This window comes from Erythrobacter sp. BLCC-B19 (assembly GCF_028621955.1).
Taxonomy (GTDB): Bacteria; Pseudomonadota; Alphaproteobacteria; order Sphingomonadales; family Sphingomonadaceae; genus Erythrobacter.
The window spans coordinates 1947824-1971233 of record NZ_CP117516.1 but is presented as its reverse complement, the minus strand read 5'-3'; the positions used below and the strand labels follow the sequence as shown (position 1 = coordinate 1971233).

Genomic DNA, 23410 nt, shown 5'->3' with positions numbered 1-23410 from the left:
CTTGGGGGGCGAATGTGCCACAACCTGCCCCCATGAGAACCATCCTGCTCGCCGCTTCGGCCGCCCTTGCCCTTGCCCTGCCGCTTGCTGCCGAGGAGGCTACCAAGCCAGCCGCACCCGCCCCTTCCGAAATCGTCGCCGCCGCGCCGCGCAAGGACTGGGTTCTGATCCCGGCGGAGGATCTTCTGGTGATGACCCTCGCCCCAGACACGGACGGCAAGCCGCGGCAGGTGGTGATCCAGCTCATGCCTGCGCCGTTCAGTCAGGGCTGGGTCCACAACATCCGCCTGTTCGCGCGCTCGGGCTGGTATGACGGGATTTCGGTCAACCGGGTGCAGGACAATTACGTCACCCAGTGGGGCGATCCCAATTACGACAACCCCGAGGCGACGGGGAAGCCCAAGCCGCTGCCGGAAGGGCTGAAGGCGATGACCGAGGCGGAGTATCTCGCGCCCGATCTGCTTGCCGTCCCGGACCCGCGCGGGCGGCCTCGGATGAACTATAGCTTGGGTGCGACGATGATTCGCAATGCCATGATCGCGACCAACGGCGGTGTGGTAGTCCCCGAGGCGTTCCGGCAAGCCTTGCAGACCGGGACGCCTCCGGCCAGCGAAGAGCCGCCGCGCATGGGGGATGCCTATGCCGATTTTGTGACGCTGGCCCTGGGCTGGCCGCTTGGCGGAACCATGGGGGATGAAGGCAATCCGTTCTGGCCCGTCCACTGCTACGGCATGGTCGGCGTGGGCCGGAACTATTCGCCCGACACTGGCTCTGGCGCGGAGCTTTATACCGTGATCGGCCATGCGCCCCGTCACCTCGATCGCAATATCGCGCTGGTCGGCCGGGTGATCGAGGGGATGGAGCACCTCTCCAGCCTGCCGCGCGGATCGGGCGCGCTGGGGTTCTACACCGCCGAGGAAGCGGGCAAGCGCACGGCGATCACATCGGTACGGGTCGTGGCCGACCTGCCTGCGAGTGAACAACCCGCGTTCGAATACCTGTCGACCGAAAGCGAGACCTTCGCGGCCTACGCCCAAGCCGTCGCCAACCGCCGCGATCCGTTCTTCATCGTCCCCGCCGGCGGCGCGGATATCTGCAACATCCGCGTGCCGGTGCGGCGGGTGGTTGAGCAGGCATGGGCTGCTCCGCCCCGCTCGCCGAATTGAGCCCTCAGGTCCAGCGCGGTTGGGGAGGACTACTGCCGCTCCGCCTGGGCCACCGCGTCGCTGGCGCGCAGGGCCGAGATGATGCGATTGAGATGCGCCGAATCCTCGACCTCCACCTCGACATCATAGGTGACGAAGGGGTGGTCGATATGCGCCTGCATCAGCGTGATGATGTTGGCCTTGTTCTGCGCGAAGATGCCCGCCATTTCGGCCAGCGTGCCGAGCCGGTCGTAGATCGTCACCGACAATTGCCCGGTCGCCCCGCTTGACTGGTTGCCCCAGGCTAGGTCGATCCAGTCGCTGTCCACCCCGCTCGCCAGTTCCATGCAGTCGATCGCGTGGACGAGCACCGGCTCGCCCTTGCGGCGGATGCCGACGATGCGGTCGCCGGGGACGGGGTGGCAGCAAGGCGCGAGTTCAAAGGCGACACCCGGCGTCAGGCCGGTGATCGAGATCGCGCGTTCACGCCGTTCCCAGTGTTCGTCTTCCTGAATATCGGCGGTGCAGCCGGGGACGAGCGCTTCCATCACCTCGCGGTCGGTGATCTTGGCCGCGCCGATGGCGTACATCAGGTCGTCCGGCTCCTCCATGCCGAGTCGTTCGACCGCCGCGCGGATCGCCTTCTTGCCGATGCGCGCCGGGACGCGGGCGGCAATTTCGTCGAACAGTTTGGAACCGATGGTCGCGACCTCGGCGCGCTCCTTCATCCGCACCGCGCGGCGCACGGCGGCGCGCGCCTTGCCGGTGACGACAAAGGCCAGCCATGACAGCTGCGGGCTGGCGTGGGGGTTCTTGATGATCTCGACAACGTCACCATTCGCCAGCGGCGTGCGCAGCGGCATATGGCGGCCGTTGATCTTCACACCTGCCGTCTGCAGCCCGAGATTGGTGTGCACCGCAAAGGCAAAGTCGACCGCCGTCGCGCCCTTGGGCAGCTGGAACAGCGCGCCCTTGGGGGTGAAGGCGAAGATGCGATCCTGATAGATCGCCATGCGGGTGTGTTCGAGCAGCTCTTCGGCATCGTGGCTGGCATCGACGATCTCGATCAGGTCGCGCAGCCAGCCCACCGCGCCGTCGGGCTTGTCGCCCTGTTTGTAGGCCCAGTGCGCCGCGAGGCCGAATTCATTGGTGCGATGCATCGCACGGGTGCGAACCTGCACTTCGACGCGCATCGAATTCTCGTACATCAGCGAGGTGTGCAGGGAACGGTACCCGTTCGACTTCGGCGTCGAGATATAGTCCTTGAACTTGCCCGGCAGGAATTGCCAGGTGGTGTGGAGGATGCCCAGTGCGCGGTAGCAGTCCTCCTCCGTGTCGGTGAGGACGCGGAAGGCCATGATGTCGGTCACCTGTTCGAAGCTGACATGGCGTTCGGCCATCTTGTGCCAGATCGAATAGGGGTGCTTCTCGCGCCCGTAGACCTCGACCTTGAGCCCCGCTTCGGCGAGGCGTTGCTTGATCTTCAGGGCAATCGCATCGACCTGCCCGCCGTCTTGCGAGCGCAACTGCTCCAGCCGGCCGGTGATCGTGGCATAGGCCTCGGGCTCAAGCTCGCGGAAGGCCAGCGCCTGCATTTCGTGCATATATTCATACATCCCCACCCGCTCGGCGAGGGGGGCGTAGATATCCATCGTCTCGCGCGCGATGCGCAGGCGCTTTTCCGGCTTCTTGATGAAGTGGAGCGTGCGCATATTGTGCAAGCGGTCGGCAAGCTTGACCAGCAGCACGCGGATGTCTTCGGACATGGCGAGCAGGAACTTGCGCAGGTTTTCCGCTGCGCGCTCGTTCTCGGGCATGGCCTCGATCTTGGAGAGCTTGGTGACCCCGTCCACCAGCCGCGCGACTTCGGGGCCGAAATGGGCCTCGATATCCTCGATCGTGGCGAGGGTATCCTCGACCGTGTCGTGGAGCAGCGCGGTGATGATGGTCGCCTGATCGAGCTTCAGGTCGGTCATCAGCCCCGCGACTTCGACGGGGTGGCTGAAATAGGGGTCGCCGGAGGCGCGCTTCTGGCTGCCGTGCTTCTGCACGGTATAGACATAGGCGCGGTTGAGCATCGCCTCATCGGCGTCGGGGTCGTAATCGAGGACCTTCTCGACGAGTTCGTACTGGCGCAGCATTACCTGATGATGTGCAGTCGCATCGCCTTATCGGCAAGTGGGCATTTGCGCTGGGACGCGGTTTTTGCGGCCCCCGCAGGCAGATGCCTCATCCGCCGAACCGGTCACAGGCGGCCACATAGCGTTCGACCAGGGCAAAGAAGGCCTCGTTGTTGGTCGCTGAAATGGTGCCTTCGATCTCGGCCTGCATCCGGGTGGCCGCAGCTTCGAAATCGGCGACGACCTTCATCTCGTCATCCGGCTTTTCGGCCACCGCGAGATTGATCCAAACTTCCGAATTCTCGGCAGCGATCATGCCCTCTTCGGTGTCTTCACCGTAGAAACCGGCCAGGAAAGCATTGATGACCCCGCATTCCAGCTTGGTCTGGTACGGCGCCTCGGCCGGCGGGCGCGTGGCCGCTTCCTGCGCTGCCAAGCCGACCGGAGCGAGGATCAGAGCGAGAGCCGGAGCCACCGCAAGCAAAGGGCGAAACAGCATGACAGGATACTCCGGTTGAGCGGGCCAGCGGCGCCTGCAACGCGTCAGCGCGTTATGACCAGGTGGCCCTGGGCGGCAGGCTCATCAGGATCGCGTCAATATTGCCGCCGGTCTTGAGGCCGAAGATCGTGCCGCGGTCGTAGACGAGGTTGAACTCGGCATAGCGGCCCCGGTATTCGAACATCTGCGCTTCGTCCTCGGGGGTGAAGGGCGTGTTCATGCGCTTCCTGACGATAGCCGGGAAGGCTTCGAGGAACTGCTTCCCGATATCCTGAATGAAGGCGAAGTTGCGCTCCCAGGCGGCATCGTCGGCACATTCGAGGTGGTCGCAGAACAATCCGCCCACGCCGCGATGCACCTTGCGGTGGGGGATGTAGAAATACTCCTCCGCCCACTTCGAATAGCGTTCGTAATAGCTCTCGTTATGCGGATCGCAGGCCGCGCGCATCGCGGCGTGAAACGCCTCGGTATCTTCGGCATAGGGGAGCGGCGGGTTCAAGTCCGCCCCGCCGCCGAACCACGCCTTGGTGGTGGTGAGGAAGCGGGTGTTCATGTGCACGGCGGGCACGTGCGGGTTGCTCATGTGTGCGACCAGGCTGATGCCGGTGGCGACGAAGCCGGGTGCCTCGGCGCTCGCCCCGTTGATCGAGCCGGCAAATTCCTTGGCAAAGCTGCCGCGCACGGTCGACACGTTCACGCCGACCTTTTCGAACACCTTGCCCTTCATCAACCCCTGCGTGCCGCCGCCGGGATCGGGATTGCCCTCCTCCTCGCGCTGCCAGGGGGTGTATTGGAACGCGGCGTCCGAACCCGCTTCACGCTCGATCGCCTCGAACTCGGCGCAGATATCATCGCGCAGGTCTTCGAACCACACGCGCGCGCGCTCGGTGTAAGGTGTCCAGTCCGTCATACATCCCCATCCGTCATCTGCGCGCACCATAGGCGAGCCAGCGCCTCGCACAAGCCCTGCGGGGTGGTTGCCAAGGCGAATGTTTGCAGGCAGAGGCTGGGCCATGGTTCGCGCTATGTTCGCCCCCTTTCCTTTCGCCGGACACGAACTTGCCCTGGGGCAAGGGCGCGCGCTTTACTGGCCGGCGGAGCGTGCGCTGCTGGTGGCTGACCTGCATCTGGAAAAGGCGAGCTGGTTTGCCGCCAGAGGCTCCATGCTACCGCCCTACGACAGCCGCGACACGCTCGAACGGCTGGCCGATGCGGTGCGGATCACCGGCGCGCGGCGGGTGATTACCCTTGGCGACAATTTCCACGATGATGCAGGCGCATTGCGGCTCGATGCGCATTGCACCGGGATGCTCGAAGCGCTCACGCGGGCGCTCGACTGGGTGTGGATCACCGGCAACCACGACGAGGCATTGCCCAAGGGCTTCGGTGGGACGATCGTCCCCGAGCTCGTGCTGGGCGGTGTAATCCTGCGCCACGAAGCCCGCGCCGGAGAGACCGCGCCCGAACTGTCGGGCCACTTTCACCCCAAGCTCAGGGTGAACGTCAGGAATCGCCACATCGCCCGGCCTTGCGCCGTCATGAGCCGCAGCAGCAACGGCGCCGAACGCATGATCCTGCCCGCCTTCGGCACGCTCACCGGCGGGATGGACGCGGGCGCGCCCGAGATCCTGTCCGCCCTCCAGCCCGCCCGCCAGATCGAGGCGTTGATGCCCGCCGCAGGCCGCATCGCGCGCTTTCCCTTGTGGCAAATGCCAGCATAAAGACTCCATCTGGCGCTGGCGCCGATTTCGCACTACATAGCCGCCGATAAGCAACCTCAGGAGAACACCCCATATCACGTCCACCCCGGCGCTCGTTGGCCCCGCCCGTAAAAAGCGGCCCGCGTTTTGATAACATGATCAACGTCCCCAAGGTCCGCGTCATCGATGACGAAGGCGAAAACCTTGGCGTGATGTACACCCGTGAGGCGATCGAGCAGGCCAATGAAAAGGGTCTGAATCTCGTCGAGGTGTCCCCCAATGCGGACCCGCCGGTGTGCAAGTTCCTCGATGTCGGCAAGTATCGCTACGAGGCCCAGAAAAAGGCCAACCTGGCGCGCAAGACGCAGAAGACCCAGGACATCAAGGAAGTGAAGATGCGTCCGAACATCGACACGCATGATTATGACGTGAAGATGCGCAACGTGCACAAGTTCATCGAACATGGTGACAAGGTGAAGATCACCCTGCGCTTTCGCGGGCGTGAAATGGCGCACCAGCACCTTGGCATGGATCTGCTCAAGCAGGTGCAGGACGATGTCGCCGAATATGCCAAGGTCGAAGCCTTCCCGCGTCTTGAAGGACGCCAGATGCTGATGGTGCTCGCGCCCAAGTAAGCACGGCTGACCGGGCAAGGGCTCAGGAAAGGGCGGGTCTGCCAAGGCCCGCCCTTTCGTCTTGGCCGCAAGGCACCTGTCGCTGGCGGTCGACGGACAGCATGGCCGCTCGACAAAATGCTGACGGAAACCGATTGCGGGCAACCGCGTTTGCCCGGTTCATGCTATTGAAATCGGACGGGGGGCAGGCTGGCGCAGGCCGGATACTGGCCTCCGGCACAGACCCCTTCGACGCGCTACAGACCACACCCCGCCCGCTTGCCGGGATTGTTTCACAGGACACATCAGCCATGTCGTTCCGCCCCCTGATCCGCCCCGCCCTGCTGGCCACCGCGCTGGTGATCGCCGCCCCCGCACTGGCCGAAACCGGCGCGGCGGATGCCCAGCTTGCGACCTTCACCCCTTCGCAGTCGCCCAACAACGACAAGATCGACTATTCGATCTGGGACGAGGCGATGAAGAACATCGTCATTTCGATGGGCCCGTCCTTGCGCGAAGGCGCGGGCCGCCCCGATCCCAGCTTCGGCACCCGCCGCCAGTACGGCCATGTCTCGCGTTACCGCCTGGAAGGCACGCGGGTGATGTTCAGCTTCCTCGATGCCGATGTGATCGCCAGTTTCACCGAGTACCGCAAGGATCTCGAGAACACCGCCAACATCGTCGACATCCAGTCGCTCTCGCGCAACGAGCAGCTGGCCTACTGGATCAACCTCCACAATGTCGCGATGGTCGAGCAGATCGCCAATGCCTGGCCGATCCGCCAGCCGCGCGAGATCAAGGTGGACGGCGTCCCGCTTGATGAGGCGCGCTTCATCACCGTCGAAGGGGTGAGCCTCAGCCCGCGCGATATTCGCGAGAAGATCGTCTATCGCCACTGGAAGGACCCGGCGGTGATGTACGGCTTCTGGCGCGGCGAGATTGGTGGACCGTCGCTCCAGCGTGAGGCCTTCAATGCCGATAACGTCGCGCGCCTGCTGACCCGCAGCGCGGCCGATTTCGTCAATTCGCTGCGCGGCACGCAGGAACAGAGCGGCACCTTGCAGGTGTCCGAATTCTACCGCGAGGCTGCGCCGTTCTTCTTCCCCAATTTCGAAGCCGACGTGCGCGCGCATCTTGCCCGCTATGCCGATGAGACCACCTCAGCCCTGCTTGCCAAGACCAGTGGGGTCGATCCGGTGATCAACGAGCACGACATCGCCGACATCGAAGGCGGCGTGCGCGAGCCGACCTATCAGAACATCACCTCGAACGGTCAGGCGATCAGCTTCCGCATCCCGCAGAGCGTCACCGCCCTGCTGCGCGAGCGCGAGACCAAGTTCCAGGAGATCATCCGCCAGGGCCGCACCGGCACGGTGACCTTCAGCAACATCGCCCTGCCCGGCGATACGGGCGAGGCCGCCGAGGTCGAGTAACCGCCTCACTTCCTGCTTCCCCCACCTAGCCGATTGAGATAGCTTGTCTTTCGGACAGGCTATCTCGATCGCGTGGGAGAGTGGCGATGGTTTGCAAGGCCCTCCTTGCTGCTTTGCTGAGCTTTACGGCCATGCTGCCTCAAGTGGCGGCAGCGAAGGACGAGACGGATGGGCTCGTGCCTGTTGCACCAGCGCAGACCGCAGCGCCCAGCCGCGAGCTGACCGCCGCCTTCGCCCCCCGCCCTGACGGACGCGACCACCGGCTCGATTACGGCGTGTGGACCGAGGCATTGCAGGCCTATGTCGTGTCGATGGGCCCACCGCTCAGGAAGATGCCGGCCACCGTCGCTGGCCCGCCCGGCAGCCGGATCAGGCATGGCCCGGGTTCGATGTACCGGACCGACGGCGCGATGGTCGGCTTTTCCATCATTCATCGCGACGTGATCGCCAATATCGGGCGCTACCGGCGCGAGTTGCAGGCCGTGGGCGATTCGCTCGACATCCCGTCGCTGCCGCGCAACGAGCAGCTGGCTTTCTGGCTCAACCTCCACAATGTCGCGATGATGGAGAAGATTGGCGAGGCCTGGCCGATCCGCCAGCCGCGCGACATCGAAGTGGACGGTGTCCCGTTTGAAGACGCGCGCTTCATCACGGTGCGCGGCGTTGCTCTGTCGCCGCGCGATATCCGCGAAGGGATCGTCTATGCCCATTGGCGCAATCCGGTGGTGATCTACGGGTTCTGGCGGGGCGAAATCGGCGGGCCGGCGATCCAGCGGCAAGCCTTTACCGGCGAAGGCCTCGCCGACCAGCTTGACCGTGCGGCGCGCGAATTCATCAATTCCCGGCGCGGCACCGAAAAGCGCGGCGATACGCTCCACATCTCGCGCTTCTACAATGAGGCTGCCCCCTTCTACTTCCCCGATTTCGAGCCGGATATGCGCGGGCACATGGCCCGCTATGTCGAAGGCCCGGTGACCGAGATGCTGGCAAAGTCGACCTTCATCCGGCCTACGATCTACGAATACGACATTGCCGATCTGTCCGGCGGCCGGCGCTCCAACGCCTTTTTCAGCACCGGCAGGCTCGATGTCGGCGCGTCGATCATGCTCGCCGAGCGGCAGCGCAAGCTGGACTATATCCGCCGCACGCAGCCCCGCGCCGGCATCGTGACCTTCAGCAATATCGACCTGCCCGGCGATCCTCCGGACAAGGGCGAGGTCGAATGACAAATCTTCATGAATCTGCATTCATCGCGGATTTATCATATTGAGATAGATTGTGTTTTCGGACGGGTTCTCGTGTGGGAGAGAAGCGATGCTGCCGAAATCTGTGATGGTACTGCTGGTGGGCTCATGCCTCGCCGCCCCAATGGCGGCCCATGCCGCCACACCCGACGCCCATCCCCCGGCCGAAGGGGAGAAGCTACACTTCGTCCCCGGCCTTGATCAGGCCAGACCGGATGCTTCCCTGTCGCCCGAGCGACTGGCGATCTTCGCCCCCAGTGCCGATCCCATCCGCCACACGATCGACTACGAGATCTGGGACTTTGCGCTCAAGAACATGATCGTTTCGATGGGGCCGTCCACCCGGCAAGGCGCACCGCGGCCCGATCCGATCACGGGCTCGCGGATCAAGCAAGGTCCGCAGTCGCGCTATCGGCTGGAAGGCTCGCTGGTCTTGTTCAACTTCTTCGACCAGGACGTGATCGCCAGCTTTAAAGAATACCGGCAGGATCTGGAACGGGTCGCCGCCACGCTGGATATTGCCGCCCTCCCCCGCAACGAGCAGCTGGCGTTCTGGCTGAACCTGCACAATGTCGCGATGATGGAGCAGGTCGCGAAGGCCTGGCCGATCCGCGAACCGCACGCGATCGAACTGGGCGGTCAGCCGCTTGATGAGGCGCGCTTCATTACCCTGCGCGGCATCCCGGTCTCGCTGCGCGACATCCGCGAGAATATCGTGTTCCGCCATTGGAAAGACCCCAAGGTGATCTACGGGTTCTGGCGCGGCGAGATTGGTATGCCGCAGCTTCAGCCCCATGCCTTCACCGGCGGCAATGTCAGCTCGCTGCTTGATCTGGCGGCGGCGGATTTCATCAACTCGCTGCGCGGCACCCAGAAAAACGGATCGGAACTGGCCGTCTCGCAGCTCTATGCCGAGGTCGCGCCGTTCTACTTCCCCGATTTTGACAGCGATGTGCGGACGCATCTGGCGAAGTATGCCGAGGCGCCCGTCGCCAAGCTGCTGGCGCAGACCAGCCGCACCAGTCCCACCATCCGCGACCCCGACATTGCCGACCTCAATGGCGGCGCGCGCCCGGCGTCCTATCTCTTCGTCAGTTCGGCCCCCGGGGCGATGGACGATCCACTGGTCGGCTGTACCGAAAAGGTAGGGCAGGCAGCGTGCGATCTGTTGCTGGACCGGGCGATGAAGCTGCAGCGCATGATCCGCCGCGACCAGCCGACAACGCGGGTGTTCTTCTCCAACATCGACCTGCCCGGCGACCCGCCCAACAAGAACGCGGTGGAGTAATCCGCTGCTGCGCCCGCCGGGCTTGCCGCGGGCTGGCCGGTGCTGATACCCCCTCGGGCATGAGCCGGGGGAGACACAGCGCATGACGGCACGCCGGATCGGTCTTGCCTTCGGCCCGCTGGCATTTGCGCTGACGGCCCTGATCGCCCCGCCCGGCGGGATGCCGGTGGGCGCATGGCTGGTTGCGGGCCTCGTCGTGTGGATGGCGGCCTGGTGGATGACCGAGGCGGTGCCGCTCAGCGTCACGGCGCTGCTGCCTTTCATCGTCTTGCCACTGGCGGGCGTGGCGAGCGCCGAGAAGGTGGCGGGCACCTATTACTCGCCGATCCTGTTCCTGCTGCTGGGCGGAGCCTTCCTCGCCCTCGCCATCGAGCGCACCGGGCTGCACCGCCGCCTCAGCCTTGCGATCCTGCGGGTGGTCGGAAGCGGGGGCGGTGCGGGGCGGCTGCTGCTGGCCTTCATGGTATCGACCGCGCTCTTGTCGATGTTCATCTCCAACACCTCGACCGCGCTGATCATGATGCCGATGGCGCTGGCGGTGCTGCAAGGGGGCGCAGGGGCCGAGAGCGAAGGCGCAATGCAGGACGGCATCCATGGCGCCTTGCCGATGGGTATCGCCTTTGCCGCAAGCATTGGCGGACTTGGCACGATCGTCGGCTCGCCCACCAATGCCATCGCCATTGGCCTGCTCGACGAGATTTCGGGGGTGCGGATCGGGTTTGCCGAATGGGCGCTCTATGGTGTGCCGCTGGTGGCGCTCAGCGTGCCGCTCGCTGCGTGGATCATCGCGCGGGTGCAGGCGGTGGGCGCGCACCCTTTCGACGTCGCTGCCGCGCGCGCCGCGATTGATAGCCACGCGGCATGGAGCGCGCCCGAACGCCGTTTGGTGCCGCTGGTGCTGCTGACCTTTCTCGCCTGGGTCACCCAGCCGCTCATCGCCCCGCTGCTGCCGCCCGGATCATGGACTGACGGCACCATCGCGGTGATCGCGGCGCTGGCCCTGTTCCTCGTCCCCGACGGCACCGGCCGCACGCTGCTGGTCTGGCCCGAGGCCGAGCGTGCGCCGTGGAGCGTGATCTTCATGTTCGGCGGAGGGTTGGCGCTGGCGGGCGGGATGCAAGGCTCGGGGCTGGCGGCATGGATCGGCGAGGCGTTGCTGCCGCTCGCCAGCTGGCCGCTGCTGCTGGTCGCGTTGGTGGTGACGGGGCTGGTGATCATCGTCACCGAATTCGCCAGCAATGTCGCAACCGCGACCGGGATCATGCCGGTGGTTGCGGCGCTGGTGGTGTCGCTCGGGGCCGATCCGGTGCTGCTCGCCCTGCCCGCCGCGCTGGCATCGAGCTGGGGCTTCATGCTCCCGGCGGGCACTGGCCCCAACGCCATCGCCTGGGCCACAGGCCGCATCCGGATCGGGGCGATGGTGCGGGCAGGCGCGCTGCTTGATCTGGCAGGGGTTGTGCTGATCGTGGGCGTGGTATGGGGCATGGCCGCGCTGGTGTGATGCAATGCGCGCAAGGGAGAGTGACAATGACTGACAGCCGCAAGCCCGTCTTTCTGGTGATCGGGGCTGGCGCAGGGATCGGGGGCAATGCTGCCCTGCGGTTCGCTGCCGGGGGCTATCACGCGGTGATGGCGCGGCGCTCGGACGAGGCGGGGCTGGCCCGCATGGTCGGGGAGATCGAGGCGGCAGGCGGCTCTGCCACCGGCACCCTGCTCAACGCCGCCGAGGATGGCAGCATCGAGGAACTGGTCGCCCGCACCGAGGCCGAGATCGGCCCGATCCACGCTGCGCTCTACAATCTGGGCGCGCAGATCGGGAACCGCGCGCTCGATCAGACCCCGCACCGCATTTTCGAGCTGGGCTGGCGGCTCGGCACTTACGGCGTCTTCCGCCTCGCCCATGCGCTGTTTCCGGCGATGGTGGAGCGCGCGCGCGATGGCGGGCCGCACGGGACGCTGCTTGTGACGTCGGCCACCGCAGCGGTGCGCGGCAATGCCGGGCAGCATAGCCATGCCGCGGCCATGGGTGGGCGGCGGATGCTGTGCCAGACCTTGAATGCCGAATTCGCGCCCAAGGGCGTCCATGTCGCCCATGTGATCGTCGACGGGCCGGTCGATGCGCCCGACACGCTCGGCAAGCTGCTGGGCGACAAGTTCGACGCCTTCAAGCAGAACAAGGGCGCAGACGGCGTGATCGACCCGGCAGCGCTCGCCGAAACCTATTGGCACCTCGCCCACCAGCCGCGCAATTGCTGGAGCCACGAGGTCGACGTGCGCCCGTGGACCGATGTGCCGTGGTGGAACGACAATCCCGACCCGCAGATCAATTCGGTCGGCAAGGGCTTTGCCGGGCCGAAGGTCTAGACGATCAGCCCCGCCACTCGCGCCGTTCTTCGGCGGCGCGCAGGACTTCATAGGCGGTCTGGATCAGCTGGAACTGCTTGGCCGCCTCGGCATCCCCCGGTTTCACGTCGGGGTGCACTTCCTTGGCGCGGGCGCGGTAGGCCTTCTTGATCGCATTGAAATCCGCATCCGCCTCAAGCCCCAGAGCTTCCAGCGCGCGCATCTCGTCCGCGCTGCGCGAACCGTCACCCGATCCCGCCCAGCCGTAGTGGGCGCTTTCGGCATAGCCCGCGCTCTCGGCGCGCTCGGCACGGGCGCGTTCTTCCTTCTCGGCCGCTTCGAGCCCTTCGAAGTAGTCCCATTTGGAATTATATTCGGCGGCGTGCTTCTGGCAGAAATACCACCGGTCGCGGCTGTTGGGCGCCTTCGGCGCAGGACAATCGCCCGGCTCATCGCAGCCGTGGCGGTCACAGATCCGCACATTGGCCGCCTCTTGCGAGGAACCATAGGGCCGCCAGCGCGGGAAGCCCCAGTCCATCGACCGACGCGCGCGGCTCACAGCCGGGCTCCGCAATGTGCGGGCACAATGTCGTTGGTCGATGGCATCAGGCGCTCAATCTAGGCGAGGTGGTCTTGAATGGGAAGGCGTGAGAATACGGGAACCAGTTGCAATGTGAAATGTTGCAATGCAGAATGACTCGCGGAGGTCGAATCCGCGCCGCCTTTGAAAGACCGTCGATGAGCCAGCAACTGACCCTCTCCAGCCTGTTCTGCGTGCTCGCGCTCGCAGGGCTGTGCGTGGTCACCGGCGCGCGCGATCTGGCAGGCTACGACGCCCCGGCGCTGGCCGAGCGGGCCGAACTTGCATCCGGCCCGCTCGTCGGCTGATTACCGGTTGATGATGACGCTGGCGGCGCGGCGGTTCTGCGCCCAGGCGGCCTCGTTCGATCCGAGCGCGACCGGCCTTTCCTTGCCGTGGCTGACCACGGCAATGCGGTTGCCGTCCACCCCGAGACTGACGAGATAGGCCTTGGCCGCTGCCGCGCGGCGTTCACCCAGCGCAATGTTGTATTCGCGCGTGCCGCGTTCGTCGGCGTGGCCTTCGATGGTGAAGGTGATCTGCGGGAAGCGCGCGAAATACTGCGCCTGCGCCTGCAGGGCGGCGGCATCCTGCGTGTCGATATTGTACTTGTCGGTGTCGAAATAGATCGTGGTCGAGGAACCGACGGCCTGCGCGAAGTGCGCCTGCGTGCCGATGGCCGGGCCGCTGGTCGTCACCGCCGGGGTCGGCGTCGTCACCGGGCGGGTGTCATCGACCGGCGGCGGCGGGGTATCGGCCGGGGCTTTCTTGGCGCAGGCCGCCAGACCGCTCGCCGAGGCGAGGAGCAGGATCGTCGCAAGCTTGGTGTTCATCGTGTGGTTCCTTTCGGGGTCAGGACGGGTCAGGGGCGGATCGGTCCCCAGGCGGGGTCGGAAGCGTCGACCGGAGTCGGCAGGCGGCGTTCGTTCTGTCCGGTCAGATCGACCTGCCAGATGCTTGAGCGGCCCGTGTTCTTTTCAGTGCGGAAGAACTGGATGATGCGGCCGTTGGGCGCCCAGGTCGGTGCCTCGTCCTGCCAGCCTCTGGTCAGCACCCTGACGCCCCCACCGCTGGTGTTCATCACCGCGACGTTGAAGTCGCCGGCAATGCGCGTGAAGGCGATCTGGTCGCCGCGCGGGCTCCATTCGGGCGTGGCGCAGCGGCCACCGGAAAAGCTGATGCGCTTCTGGTTCGATCCGTCCGCGTCCATCACATAGCACTGCTGGCTGCCCGACCGGTCGCTTTCGAACACGATCTTGGTGCCATCGGGCGAATAGCTTCCGCCCACGTCGATCCCCGGCGTGTCGGTCAGCTTGATGCTCTGGCCGCCCGTCGCAGGCACGCGGTAGATGTCGGTATTGCCGCCGATCGCCATCGAATAGAGGATGTACTTCCCATCGGGCGACCAGCGCGGGGCGAGCGTGGGGTTCCGGTTCTCGGTCACCAGCGTCTGCCGCCCGGTGCCGATGTCATAGACATAGATGCGCGGATTGCCGTCGACATAGGAGAGATAGAGGATCTTCGAATAGTCGGGCGAATAGCGCGGGGTCAGCGCGGTCGCGCTGCCGGGGGTGAGGAAGCGGTGGTTGGCCCCATCCGAATCCATGATCGCCAACCGCTTGACCCGCGCGCCCTTGGGCCCGGTTTCGGCGATATAGGCGATGCGGCTGTCGAAGAACGGGCTTTCCCCGGTCAGGCGGCTGAAGATGAGGTCGGAACACTTGTGCGCCGCGCGCCGCCAATCGGCAGGTGCGACCACCCAGCCTTCCTTGACCAGCTGCTGCTGGAGCTGGACGTCATAGAGATAGCAGCCGACCGCCAGCCGCCCGTCATCGCGCGCGGTGACATAGCCCTGCACCAGCATTTCCGCGCCCTTCCCGCTCCATGTGCCATAGGTGGGCGCGCGCACCTGCGCGAAGGCGGGCTGGGGCAGGCTGTCTGGGCCAACCGGCTTGAACAGGCCATTGTTGCGCAGGTTGGCGGTGATCACCCGCGCAATCTCGCGCCCCAGCGCGCCGGTGCCATCGGCATTGGCAGGGGTGGGCCGCTCGCGCTCGGTGGCGAAGGCGGGGATGGCGATGCCGATGTCGGACCACTCGCTCTCGTCGGTGACGGTGCCGCGCAGCGGTTCATCGTCATCACCCTCGATCGCGATGGTTTCGACCGGCTGATCATCGCCCACCGGCGCGCCTTGCGCCTGCGCGGCGGCCGGCACGGTGACCAGCGCAGCGGTGAGGAGGAAGAGAAACTTCGTGGTCATGTCAGAGCCTTCGGTCGAATTGCCATTCCAGGTCGTCCCAACGACTGTAAAATGGCTTGGGCAAAATGGAAAAATCCGCAAGCTGAACCGCCCGGATCGCGCGTTCGCAATGCAGGCCGGCCTGCGGGCGGTTGCTGGCGGTGATGCTTTCGGGCTTGGTGCGGCAGGTCGGTCGGCCCTTGAGTGTACCGTCCGGATTGAGCTTCCAGCTCACGACCGACACCAGCAAGTCAGCCTCGACGCCGTTCGGGGCAGACCAGTTCTTCTTGATCTGGCGCGAGATGGCAGAGCTAAGGTCGGCACGCTCTTTCGCGCCGAAGACCGGCGCTGCTGCCTTGGTTTCATCAGTGGTCGAGGACGATCCCAGCCCCTTCAGAAAGTCGTCGCCCAAGCGGCTGCCCCCGCTTTTGGCAGCAGGCTTGGGCGGGGTCGCGGCGGCCTGTTTGGGCGGGGTGCGGTCGGGGCGGGAACGGTCGCGGCTTTGGGCAGGCGCCTGTGCGGCGGGCTTGGGTTTGGGCGGCGTGGTCGGCACGGCACGCGCGGCAGGCTCGGGCTTGGCCTGCGATGCGTCGGGCGAGGGTTCGGGGTTGTCCGAGAGCGTCGGCGCAATCGAGGCGCGGCTCTCGCTCACCGGAACCGGCGCGGCGGCCTCCAGCCCGACTTCGGTCGCAAGGCTGACATTGATCCTTTCGGGGAAGACCGTCACCTCGGTGCGCAGCGCCTGCATTGCCAGCACGCCCGCAAGGCCCGCGTGCAGCACCACGGCGGCGGCAAGGCCGACCTTCTCCTCGGTATTGAGCGCGGTTTCTCCCATCACCTCACCCGGACTATGGGGCCGAAACTGAACCGTCGGTGACCAGCGAGATCGACGTAAAGCCTGTGCGGCCCAACTCACCCATCACCTGCATCACCCTGCCGTAATCGAGGCTGCGGTCGGCGCGCAGCACGATCAGCGGCGGCTCGTCCCCGCCGCGCAAACCTTCCAGCGCCGCCGGAAGCCCGCCTGCGGGCACCGGGCTGTCCTCAATGAAGATGCGCCCGCCCGCATCGATCGAGACCGTGATCTGATCGGGCTTTTCCTCGACCGGCGCCGCGCGGCTGTCCGGCAGGTCGATCGGCACGCCGGTCGCAGGCAGGGTCACGGTGACCATGAAGATGATCAGCAGCACCAGCATCACATCGACCAGCGGCGTAACGTTGATCTCTGCCATGGCGGCGCGGCGGGAGCGTTTGCCGCCCTTGCGGCCACGTCCTGACAAACCCATGCTCATCAGACACCTCCCTCGTCATTGCGAGGAGCCGCAGGCGACGAAGCAAGCCATGGCCCGTCCGCCGAACAGCAACGGGCGGTCGATGGATTGCTTCGCTTCGCTCGCAATGACGGAATGAACACCATCATGCCCGGTCCAATTCCCGGCTCAGCCCGGTGTGGAGCTTGTCGGCGAACCTTTGCAAGCTGGCCTCATACCGGTCCACCGCCCCGCCGAAACGGTTGTAGGCGATCACGGCGGGGATCGCCGCAAACAGCCCGATGGCGGTCGCGAACAGCGCTTCGGCAATGCCGGGAGCCACCACGGTGAGGCTCGCGCTCTGCTGCGCGCCGATCTGGAAGAAGGAGTTCATGATCCCCCACACCGTCCCGAACAGGCCCACAAACGGCGCGACCGATCCGACCGTGGCAAGGAAATTGAGGCGTCCGGCGAGCGCGTCGGCCTCCTCGGCGATCTGGCTTTCCATGACCGCGGCGATCCGCTCGCGCGTGGCGGCACGGTCGACCGGCTGCTTGGCGGTGGACTTGCGCCATTCCTCAAGCCCTGCGGCAGCGACGCGCGCGGCCGGGACTTCCTTCCTCACCTGCTTGGTGAGCAGCCCCTCGCGGTCGCGCTGTTCCCAGAACTCGGCTTCGTATTGCTGCGACTTCTTGCCCAGCGCGCCGATCCTGAGGGAGAAGGAGACGATAATCGTCCACACCCACACGCTGGCGAGGATCAGGCCCACCATCACCGCCTGCACGATCAGGTCGGCGGTCAGGAACAGCTCGACGGGATCGAGCCGGGTCGGGGCGGCAGCGGGAACAGCGGCGGCAAGCAGCGCAAGCGTCACGGGGTCAATCGTCCTTGTTCATAAAGTCGGCAAAGGCGCCGCGCCATGCGGCAGGCTGACGGCGCGGGCGACCGTCGAGCGTGATGAAGCCGACCCGGAGGTGGGCTTCGCACAATTCCTCGGTTCCCCGGCGCGCGATCTGGTGCATCCGGCACGAGGCCGCGCCAAGTTCGGTGCAGCGGGTTTCGATCACCACATCATCATCGAGCTTTGCAGGACGCAGGTAGCGCAGGTTGACCTCGGACAGGGCGTAGGCTCCCTCGCCCTCCTCGATCGCGGCGCGCTGGTCGATCCCCAAGAGACGCAGCAGGTCAGACCGCGCGCGCTCGAACCAGCGCAGGTAATTGGCGTGGTAGGTTATCCCCGACAGGTCGGTGTCCTCATAATAGACCCGCACCGCATAGAGGTGCCGTGCGCCATCAAGGACGCCGCCCGGAGGGTTGGGAGAAATCATGGCTGCCACCTAGCCTAGCGCGGAATCGCTGCAAAGGCCGGTGTTCGCGATTTGCCGATTAACCAAACCAGAATGGCGTTGAGATGCCTTATCGCCGCCAGATCATCGGGCCGAGCGGCTGACCGCCGAAGATATGGACGTGCAGGTGCGGCACTTCCTGCCCGCCGTGCTGGCCGATATTGGCGAGCAGGCGGTAGCCGGGTTCGACCAGCCCCTTCATCCGCGCAACCTCACCCACCGCGCGCACGAAACCCGCGATCTCGGCATCGGAGGCCTTGGCGGAAAAATCGTCCCAGCTGACATAGCGCCCCTTGGGGATCACCAGCGTGTGGACTTCGGCCTGCGGGTTGATGTCCTCGAAGGCGAAGGCCCAGTCGTCCTCGTAGACTGCCTTTGAGGGGATCTCCCCGCGCAGGATCCGCGCGAAGATATTGGCGTCGTCGTAGGGCTGGGTCGGGTCGATCGGCATTGTCTACTCCGTGCGAGCGGCTTTTTCGGCGATTCCTGAGGTGCCCTCGCGGCGGTCGAGTTCGGCGAGCACCGCCTCAAGCGGCACGCCCTTTTCGGCAAGCAGCACCATCAGGTGGAAGAGGAGATCGGCGGCCTCGCCCACCAGTTCCTTCTCGTCGCCAGCGAGCGCGGCGATCACGGTTTCGGTCGCCTCCTCGCCCAGCTTTTGCGCGATCTTGGCAAGGCCTTTGCTGTGGAGCTTGGCCACATAGCTCGTCTCGGGCGAGGCGGTGAGACGCTGGGCAATCGTGGCTTCGAGGCGGGTGAGGGTGTCCATGGATGCGCTTGTCCGTCAAACCCCGCGCGCAGGCAAGCCCGCCGCGCGGAGCGCCGCGTGGGCCTCGGCGATGGTGTGGTGGCCGAAGTGGAAGATGCTGGCGGCCAGCACCGCGCTGGCGTGGCCTTTGGTGACACCGTCGACGAGATGTTCAAGGCTCCCGACCCCGCCACTGGCGATCACCGGCACGCTGACCGCGTCGGCGATCTCGCGGGTGAGCGCGAGGTCATAGCCGCGCTGCGTCCCGTCCCCGTCCATGCTCGTCACCAGCAATTCGCCCGCGCCGAGGTCGGCGACCTTCATCGCATATTCGACGGCATCGATGCCCGTGGGCTTGCGACCGCCGTGGGTGAAAATCTCCCAGTTCCCCCGCGGCGTGCGGCGCGCATCGACACTGGCGACGACGCATTGGCTGCCAAAGCGCTCCGCGATCTCGCCCACCAGTTCAGGCCGGGCGACTGCGGCGGAGTTGACCGCGACCTTGTCCGCCCCCGCCAGCAGCAGCGCGCGGGCGTCCTCGGCAGAGCGCACCCCGCCCCCGACGGTCAGCGGCATGAAGCATACCTCCGCCGTGCGCCGCACCATGTCGAGCAGCGTGCCCCGCCCTTCGTAGCTGGCGGAGATGTCGAGAAAGCACAGCTCGTCGGCGCCGGCCGCATCATAGGCGCGCGCCTGCTCCACGGGATCGCCCGCGTCCTTCAGATCGACGAAATTGACGCCCTTGACCACGCGGCCATCGGCCACGTCGAGGCAGGGGATCACGCGGATGCGAACGGTCATTGCGGCACTTTGCTGATGGTGACGGTCACTTGATGCTCCTTGATCGGCACGGGCGCATCACGCCCAGCATGGATCGCGGCGGGCCACATACAGCTCAGGAAGAATGCCCCCGCCATGCCAAAGACCACCCCGTTGCGGCCATAGCGAGGGCTGAGGAAATGCTCGGCGGCGAGCGCGAGCGCCATGAAGACGATGATGTTGATGAGCGCGATCTCGACCGTGCCCACCGTCACCCCCGCAAGGAAGGTGAGGCAGAAGAAGAGAAAGCCCATCAGACGCATCTTTACACCCGCGCACCCATCGCGATGGCCGCTGCCAGATCGAGCCGCCCTTCATAGAGCGCGCGGCCCGTGATCACCCCCTCGATCCCCTCATGCGCGTGGAGCGATAGGATGTGGATGTCGTCCAACCCCTTCACCCCGCCGCTGGCGATCACAGGGATGTCGACGCGGCGGGCGAGGTCGACGGTCGCTTCTATGTTGACGCCCTTGAGCAGGCCGTCCCGTCCGATGTCGGTGAACAGCAGGCTAGCGACGCCCGCATCCTCGAAGCGCCTCGCAAGATCGGTGACGGGGACGTCGGAGACTTCGGCCCAGCCCTCGGTCGCGACCATGCCGTCCTTCGCGTCGACCGCGACGACGATGCCGTTCTCCCATTCGCGGGCCATCTCGCGCACGAAGTCGGGGTTCTTTAGCGCAGCCGAGCCCATTACGACCCGCGCCACGCCGAGGTTGAACCAGCCTTCGACCGCCGCCGCATCGCGGATGCCGCCGCCCAGTTGCACATAGCCGGGGAAGGCTTCGACAATCGCTTCGACCGCCGCGCGGTTGCGGCTTTCGCCTGCGAAGCTGCCGTCGAGATCGACGACGTGGAGGTGCTCCGCCCCGGCTTCCGCGAAGATCAGCGCCTGCGCGGCGGGGTCGTCGCCGTAGATTGTGGCGCGGTCCATGTCGCCCTCGGCGAGGCGGACGACCTGACCGCCTTTGAGGTCGATGGCGGGGAAGATGATCAAGGGAACCACTCCAGAAAGCGCCGGAGCGTGGCAAGGCCATAGGCCTGGCTCTTCTCCGGGTGAAACTGCACGCCGATGATGTTGTCGCGGGCGACCGCTGCCACCAGCCCCTCGCCGTGGTCGGTCATCGCGGCGATATGGTGCGGGTCTTCGGCGGCGAAGTGATAGGAGTGGAGGAAATAGGCCTCCCCCTCCTCGACTACCGCGTGATCCCGCGCGTGGGGGAGCATGGCAACGTCGTTCCAGCCCATGTGCGGCACCTTGATGCTCGCGTCGGAGGGCTGGATCAGCCGCACCTCGCCCGGGATCCAACCGAGGCCGGGGGTCTCGCCATGCTCCAGCCCGCGGTCGGCGAGCAGTTGCATTCCCACGCAAATGCCGAGGAACGGCGCGCCGCCCACATGGACGCGCTCCTGCATCGCTTCGACCATGCCGGAAATGGCGCGCAGGCCCTCTGCACAGGCCTTGAAGCTGCCAACACCGGGCAGCACGATCCGGTCGGCCGCGCGCACGACATAGGGATCGGCGGTGACGGTGACGCTCGCCCCTGCCGCCTTCAGCGCATTGTGGACGGAGTGGAGATTGCCCGCGCCGTAATCAACGAGCGCGACAACCTCACCCACCGAGCTGCCCCTTGGTGCTGGGGATCGCCCCGCCCTTCCTCGGGTCGCGCTCCACCGCCTGCCGCATCGCGCGGGCGAAGCCCTTGTAGAGGCTCTCGCAGATGTGGTGGTTGTTGGTGCCGTAGAGCAGCTCCATGTGGAGCGTGATCCCGGCGCTCTGGCTGACGGAGTGGAACCAGTGCTCGATCAGCTCGGTGTCCCATTCGCCGAGGCGTTCCTGGGTAAACTTCGCCTTCCAAACGAGGAAGGGCCGACCGGAAATGTCGAGCGCCACCCGCGACAACGTCTCGTCCATCGGCGAATAGGCCGCGCCATATCGCCCGATCCCGGCCTTGTCGCCGAGCGCCTGGCTAATCGCCTGACCCAGCGCGATCGCCGAATCCTCGGTGGTGTGGTGCTGGTCGACATGGAGATCGCCTTCGCCCTTCATCGTCACGTCGATCAGCGAGTGGCGGCTGAACTGTTCGACCATGTGGTCGAGAAAGCCGATGCCCGTGCTGACATCATAGGTGCCGGTGCCGTCAAGGTTGACGGCGATATCGATCTTGGTCTCGGTGGTGTTGCGGACAACCGAGCCGGTGCGGGCGGGGGTGCTGGCCATGGCAAAGCGCTATAGTCGGCTTCCCACGCATGACAAGCGCGCTGCGCAGTCGGCGGCACAGCGTTGGCGGACGCTGATCCAAACCCGTGACATTGCGCGCCAAAGGACTTGACCAACCCCGCGCGCGGCGGCACCAACCGTCACACCATGAACAGCGATACGCCCGACAGCCTGATCCCCTATGACGAGATCGTGCAGGAAGCCCTGCGGGCGGTTGTCGGCCGGGTGCTGGGCTCGATCGTCGACGGCGGCGGCAGCCTGCCGGGCGCGCATCATTTCTACATCACCTTCAAGACCGGCGCGCCGGGTGTCACCATCCCGCCGCACCTGCGCGAACGGTTCCCCGATGAAATGACCATCGTGCTCCAGAACAAGTTCTGGGATCTGGAGGTGCTGGCGCACTCCTTCTCGGTCAGCCTGACCTTCAATCAGGTGCCCGCCAAGCTCACCATCCCCTTCGCTGCGATCACCGCCTTCGTCGATCCGGCGGTCGATTTCGGCCTCCAGTTCCAGGCCGCGGTCGACGAGATGGAGCCCGAAGCGCACGACGATGCCGAGAATGACGGGCCCGACACCGACCCGGATGGCTCGAACGTCGTCAGCATCGATTTCGGGCGCAAGAAGTAACCGCCATGGCGCGGCGCAAGCGGGCAAACCCCAAGGGCAAGGCTGACGGCGCGGCGGTCACGCCGACAGCCGAGACATCCGGCGGCAGCAAACCCACCGGGCCAGCCGGGCTGCCACTCCCAAGTCCCGTTGCGGGCACCAATCTCGTGATTGCCGACATCGTGCTGCGCGCGGCTGGCGGCCTGCTGCGCGATCGGATGGAAAAGGGTCTGCTGGTCAAGAGCTACGACAAGACCAAGGCGGAAAAGCTGGTCGACAAGCGCGGGCTTGCCACCAGCATCGCGCTGTGGGGCGCGAGCAGCCTCGCGCGCCGTTCTCCGCTCGGCCTCGCCGTGGTGGCGGGCGGGCTCGCCGCCAAGGTGTTCTATGATCGCGGACGGCGGCTGGACAAGAAGCGCCGTGCCAAAGCGGCCTCTGCCCCGCCCGCCAGCAACAGCGAATCCTGACCGCCCCTTGATTTCCCGCGCCGCAATGGTGCAACGGGGCCCATGGGCGATTCCTCACACCATTCCGACGACCGGCTCCACCGCCGGGGCTTGATGTTCATCCTGTCCTCCCCCTCGGGCGCGGGCAAGACGACGCTGTCGCGGATGCTGCTCAAGCAGGATGCCGAGATCAAGCTGTCGGTTTCGGCCACCACCCGCCCGCCCCGGCCCGGCGAGGTCGATGGGGTGCATTACCACTTCGTCACGCCCGAACGCTTCCAGGCGATGATCGACGAGGATGATTTCTACGAATGGGCCGAGGTATTCGGCCACCGCTACGGCACGCCCAAGGGCATGATTCGCGCCGGGCTGAAGGAAGGCCAGGACTTCCTGTTCGACATCGACTGGCAGGGAACGCAGCAACTTTACCAGAAAGATCAGCAGGATGTGGTGCGGGTGTTCATCCTGCCCCCCTCGATCGAGGAACTGCATCGCCGCCTCAAGGGCCGCGGCACCGACAGCGCCGAGGTGATCGCCGCCCGCATGGAACGCGCCCGGGCCGAGATCAGCCACTGGGACGGCTATGACTACGTCATCGTCAACGACGATGTCGACGTGTGTTTCGACAAGGTTCGCGCGATCCTCGATGCCGAACGCATGAAGCGCGCGCGTCAGACCGGGCTCATTCCCTTCGTGCGCGGGCTGATGGCCTGACGGCGCTGTTCCGGCCATGTTTCACGTGAAACATGGCGCCTGCCCCCGCATAGGCCGC

General features: G+C 65.8%; 29 protein-coding genes. 12 read left to right on the top strand and 17 right to left on the bottom strand.

The features are described from left to right. The first annotated feature begins 32 nt into the window (after window positions 1-32). A complete protein-coding gene (locus PS060_RS09290) occupies window positions 33-1166 on the top strand; it encodes a peptidylprolyl isomerase (protein WP_273982653.1) in 1134 nt (377 codons plus the stop codon). 29 nt (window positions 1167-1195) lie between these two features. Here PS060_RS09290 and PS060_RS09285 read toward each other — a convergent pair whose 3' ends face one another. The 3 genes from PS060_RS09285 to hemF form a co-directional block, all read right to left on the bottom strand. Next, window positions 1196-3286 (bottom strand): RelA/SpoT family protein, encoded by a 2091-nt coding sequence (locus tag PS060_RS09285; protein ID WP_273982652.1) that lies wholly within the window; start codon window positions 3284-3286, stop codon window positions 1196-1198. An 88-nt stretch (window positions 3287-3374) separates the two neighbouring features. Continuing rightward, complete coding sequence (locus PS060_RS09280; protein WP_273982651.1) at window positions 3375-3764, bottom strand: hypothetical protein; 390 nt, start codon at window positions 3762-3764, stop codon at window positions 3375-3377. Between the two features lie 52 nt (window positions 3765-3816). Further along, entirely contained in the window at window positions 3817-4674 is an 858-nt protein-coding gene (gene hemF, locus PS060_RS09275) for an oxygen-dependent coproporphyrinogen oxidase (RefSeq protein ID WP_273982649.1), read from the bottom strand. Window positions 4675-4777: 103 nt separating this feature from the next. On the opposite strand from hemF, the gene pdeM reads away from it, so the two are divergent. The 7 genes from pdeM to PS060_RS09240 all read left to right on the top strand — a co-directional run bounded on the left by pdeM (window position 4778) and on the right by PS060_RS09240 (window position 12407). Then, window positions 4778-5485 (top strand): ligase-associated DNA damage response endonuclease PdeM, encoded by a 708-nt coding sequence (gene pdeM, locus PS060_RS09270; RefSeq protein WP_443112376.1) that lies wholly within the window; start codon window positions 4778-4780, stop codon window positions 5483-5485. A gap of 95 nt (window positions 5486-5580) precedes the next feature. Next, window positions 5581-6099 carry a translation initiation factor IF-3 gene (infC, locus tag PS060_RS09265; RefSeq protein ID WP_273982647.1) on the top strand — a complete coding sequence of 173 codons (519 nt, stop codon included), beginning with the start codon at window positions 5581-5583 and terminating at the stop codon, window positions 6097-6099. A gap of 290 nt (window positions 6100-6389) precedes the next feature. Further along, entirely contained in the window at window positions 6390-7511 is a 1122-nt protein-coding gene (locus PS060_RS09260; RefSeq protein ID WP_273982645.1) for a DUF547 domain-containing protein, read from the top strand. Between the two features lie 131 nt (window positions 7512-7642). Then, complete coding sequence (locus PS060_RS09255; protein ID WP_273982644.1) at window positions 7643-8737, top strand: DUF547 domain-containing protein; 1095 nt, start codon at window positions 7643-7645, stop codon at window positions 8735-8737. An 88-nt stretch (window positions 8738-8825) separates the two neighbouring features. Next, window positions 8826-10043 carry a DUF547 domain-containing protein gene (locus PS060_RS09250; RefSeq protein ID WP_273982643.1) on the top strand — a complete coding sequence of 406 codons (1218 nt, stop codon included), beginning with the start codon at window positions 8826-8828 and terminating at the stop codon, window positions 10041-10043. A gap of 82 nt (window positions 10044-10125) precedes the next feature. Then, window positions 10126-11544, top strand: coding sequence for an SLC13 family permease (locus PS060_RS09245; protein WP_273982642.1), 1419 nt, complete (start codon window positions 10126-10128; stop codon window positions 11542-11544). A 26-nt stretch (window positions 11545-11570) separates the two neighbouring features. Further along, complete coding sequence (locus PS060_RS09240; RefSeq protein ID WP_273982640.1) at window positions 11571-12407, top strand: SDR family NAD(P)-dependent oxidoreductase; 837 nt, start codon at window positions 11571-11573, stop codon at window positions 12405-12407. Window positions 12408-12411: 4 nt separating this feature from the next. Here PS060_RS09240 and PS060_RS09235 read toward each other — a convergent pair whose 3' ends face one another. Next, complete coding sequence (locus tag PS060_RS09235; protein WP_273982638.1) at window positions 12412-12945, bottom strand: J domain-containing protein; 534 nt, start codon at window positions 12943-12945, stop codon at window positions 12412-12414. Between the two features lie 179 nt (window positions 12946-13124). Between PS060_RS09235 and PS060_RS09230 the strand changes: the two genes are divergently transcribed. Then, the gene (locus PS060_RS09230; protein ID WP_273982637.1) at window positions 13125-13274 is read left to right on the top strand and encodes a hypothetical protein; all 150 of its coding nucleotides are present in this window, start codon (window positions 13125-13127) and stop codon (window positions 13272-13274) included. On the opposite strand, the gene pal is transcribed toward PS060_RS09230, so the two are convergent. The 13 genes from pal to hisB form a co-directional block, all read right to left on the bottom strand. Next, entirely contained in the window at window positions 13275-13799 is a 525-nt protein-coding gene (gene pal / locus PS060_RS09225) for a peptidoglycan-associated lipoprotein Pal (RefSeq protein ID WP_273982636.1), read from the bottom strand. It abuts the gene before it with no gap. Window positions 13800-13828: 29 nt separating this feature from the next. Continuing rightward, a complete protein-coding gene (gene tolB / locus PS060_RS09220) occupies window positions 13829-15226 on the bottom strand; it encodes a Tol-Pal system beta propeller repeat protein TolB (RefSeq protein ID WP_273982634.1) in 1398 nt (465 codons plus the stop codon). A 1-nt stretch (window position 15227) separates the two neighbouring features. After that, window positions 15228-16040 carry an energy transducer TonB gene (locus tag PS060_RS09215; protein WP_273982633.1) on the bottom strand — a complete coding sequence of 271 codons (813 nt, stop codon included), beginning with the start codon at window positions 16038-16040 and terminating at the stop codon, window positions 15228-15230. A gap of 13 nt (window positions 16041-16053) precedes the next feature. Beyond that, window positions 16054-16497 carry an ExbD/TolR family protein gene (locus PS060_RS09210; protein ID WP_273982631.1) on the bottom strand — a complete coding sequence of 148 codons (444 nt, stop codon included), beginning with the start codon at window positions 16495-16497 and terminating at the stop codon, window positions 16054-16056. A gap of 124 nt (window positions 16498-16621) precedes the next feature. Then, window positions 16622-17329 (bottom strand): protein TolQ, encoded by a 708-nt coding sequence (gene tolQ, locus PS060_RS09205; RefSeq protein ID WP_273982630.1) that lies wholly within the window; start codon window positions 17327-17329, stop codon window positions 16622-16624. Window positions 17330-17333: 4 nt separating this feature from the next. Further along, window positions 17334-17783: a YbgC/FadM family acyl-CoA thioesterase gene (locus PS060_RS09200; RefSeq protein WP_273982628.1), complete on the bottom strand. Its 450-nt coding sequence runs from the start codon at window positions 17781-17783 to the stop codon at window positions 17334-17336. An 88-nt stretch (window positions 17784-17871) separates the two neighbouring features. After that, window positions 17872-18252: a histidine triad nucleotide-binding protein gene (locus PS060_RS09195; protein WP_273982627.1), complete on the bottom strand. Its 381-nt coding sequence runs from the start codon at window positions 18250-18252 to the stop codon at window positions 17872-17874. Between the two features lie 3 nt (window positions 18253-18255). Then, on the bottom strand, window positions 18256-18570 hold the full coding sequence (locus PS060_RS09190) for a phosphoribosyl-ATP diphosphatase (protein WP_273982626.1): 315 nt from the start codon (window positions 18568-18570) through the stop codon (window positions 18256-18258). A 15-nt stretch (window positions 18571-18585) separates the two neighbouring features. Beyond that, complete coding sequence (gene hisF / locus PS060_RS09185) at window positions 18586-19350, bottom strand: imidazole glycerol phosphate synthase subunit HisF (protein WP_273982625.1); 765 nt, start codon at window positions 19348-19350, stop codon at window positions 18586-18588. Continuing rightward, the gene (locus PS060_RS09180) at window positions 19347-19622 is read right to left on the bottom strand and encodes a hypothetical protein (RefSeq protein ID WP_273982623.1); all 276 of its coding nucleotides are present in this window, start codon (window positions 19620-19622) and stop codon (window positions 19347-19349) included. The genes hisF and PS060_RS09180 overlap by 4 nt, the downstream gene beginning before the upstream one ends. Before the next feature lie 11 nt (window positions 19623-19633). Continuing rightward, window positions 19634-20362: a 1-(5-phosphoribosyl)-5-[(5-phosphoribosylamino)methylideneamino]imidazole-4-carboxamide isomerase gene (hisA, locus tag PS060_RS09175; RefSeq protein ID WP_273982622.1), complete on the bottom strand. Its 729-nt coding sequence runs from the start codon at window positions 20360-20362 to the stop codon at window positions 19634-19636. Next, a complete protein-coding gene (gene hisH / locus PS060_RS09170) occupies window positions 20359-20985 on the bottom strand; it encodes an imidazole glycerol phosphate synthase subunit HisH (protein ID WP_273982621.1) in 627 nt (208 codons plus the stop codon). The genes hisA and hisH overlap by 4 nt, the downstream gene beginning before the upstream one ends. Beyond that, window positions 20978-21586: an imidazoleglycerol-phosphate dehydratase HisB gene (hisB, locus tag PS060_RS09165; protein ID WP_273982620.1), complete on the bottom strand. Its 609-nt coding sequence runs from the start codon at window positions 21584-21586 to the stop codon at window positions 20978-20980. Before hisB ends, hisH begins: the two co-directional genes overlap by 8 nt. Window positions 21587-21733: 147 nt before the next feature. Between hisB and PS060_RS09160 the strand changes: the two genes are divergently transcribed. From PS060_RS09160 to gmk, 3 genes are read left to right on the top strand one after another with little or no spacing between them, the layout of a single operon-like run. Next, a complete protein-coding gene (locus PS060_RS09160; RefSeq protein ID WP_273982618.1) occupies window positions 21734-22213 on the top strand; it encodes an SspB family protein in 480 nt (159 codons plus the stop codon). A gap of 5 nt (window positions 22214-22218) precedes the next feature. Next, window positions 22219-22659, top strand: coding sequence for a hypothetical protein (locus PS060_RS09155; RefSeq protein WP_273982616.1), 441 nt, complete (start codon window positions 22219-22221; stop codon window positions 22657-22659). Between the two features lie 42 nt (window positions 22660-22701). Next, window positions 22702-23352, top strand: a complete 651-nt coding sequence (gene gmk, locus PS060_RS09150; RefSeq protein ID WP_273982614.1) for a guanylate kinase — start codon at window positions 22702-22704, stop codon at window positions 23350-23352. Window positions 23353-23410 lie beyond the last annotated feature (58 nt).